General features: G+C 65.2%; 1 protein-coding gene. It reads left to right on the forward strand.

All coding sequences use genetic code 11. The features are described from left to right. Positions 1-2 precede the first annotated feature (2 nt). A protein-coding gene (locus Q8K84_RS16960; RefSeq protein WP_293316040.1) for an IS3 family transposase occupies positions 3-1,180 on the forward strand; the annotation gives its coding sequence in 2 pieces (ribosomal slippage) (positions 3-267 and positions 267-1,180; 1,179 coding nt in all). Positions 1,181-1,241 lie beyond the last annotated feature (61 nt).

Consider the following 1,241-nt stretch of genomic DNA (forward strand, 5'->3'; position numbering starts at 1 on the left):
TTATGACTGGGAAGCGGAAGCGGTACACGGCTGATTTTAAGGCCAAGGTGGCGCTGGAGGCGTTGAAGGGTGAGCTGACCCTGTCGCAGTTGGCGACGAAACACGGCGTCCATCAGACGATGATCGCGGCGTGGCGGAAGCAGGCGATCGAGGGTCTTTCCGGGGTGTTCTCCGGCAAGGCCGAGGCGAGCGAGGGCGCCCGGGAGGGCGAGATCGATAAGCTGCACGCCAAGATCGGGCAGCTGGTGGTGGAGCGGGATTTTTTAGCCAAGGCCTTCGGTCGTTGAGCCTGGACCGGAGGCGGCAGATGATCGAGCCCGAGCATCCCCGGCTGTCGATCCAGCGCCAGTGCGCCCTGGTGTCGATCAGCCGGTCGGCCTTCTACTACCAGCCGGCGGGTGAGACCCCGCTGAACCTGGCGCTGATGCGGCTGATCGACGAGGCGTTCCTGGAGACGCCCTGGTACGGCTCGCGCCAGATGGCCCGGCATCTGCGCCGCCAGGGTTATGAGGTGGGCCGGATGCGGGTGCGTCGGCTGATGGCCAAGATGGGCCTGGCGCCGATTTATCAGAAGCCGCGCACAACGATCCCGCACCCCGAGCACCGGGCCTACAAGTACCTGCTGCGCGGCCTGACCATCGACCGGCCGAACCAGGTCTGGTGCGCCGACATCACCTACATCCCGATGCGGCGGGGCTTCCTGTACCTGGTGGCGGTGATGGACTGGGCGACCAGGAAGGTCTTGTCTTGGCGGCTCTCCAACAGCATGGACGCAGAGTTTTGCATCCAGGCCCTGGAGGAGGCCCTGGCCCGCTACGGGACGCCGGAGATCTTCAACACCGACCAGGGCAGCCAGTTTACCAGCCCCCGCTTCGTCGACGTGCTGAAGGACGCCGGCGTGCGGGTCTCCATGGACGGCCGCGGCCGCTGGATGGACAATGTCTTCATCGAGCGGCTCTGGCGAAGCCTCAAATATGAGTGCGTCTATATCCACGCCTTCGAGACCGGATCGGAGCTGCGGACCGGGCTCACCAAGTGGATCGGCTACTACAACACCAACCGGCCCCACTCGGCCCTTGCCGGGGCCACCCCCGACGAGGCCTATGGACAAATCCAGGCGCCGCCCTATCCGGGGCTCGCCCCGGATAGGGCCAACCCTGAGCACAAACTGGCGGCGTAATCTGAACCCGAACCAACCTTAGCCAAGCCGCCAAACTGTACGGAGAACCGGCGCCACCTCA

This window comes from Phenylobacterium sp. (assembly GCF_030679875.1).
Taxonomy (GTDB): Bacteria; Pseudomonadota; Alphaproteobacteria; order Caulobacterales; family Caulobacteraceae; genus Phenylobacterium.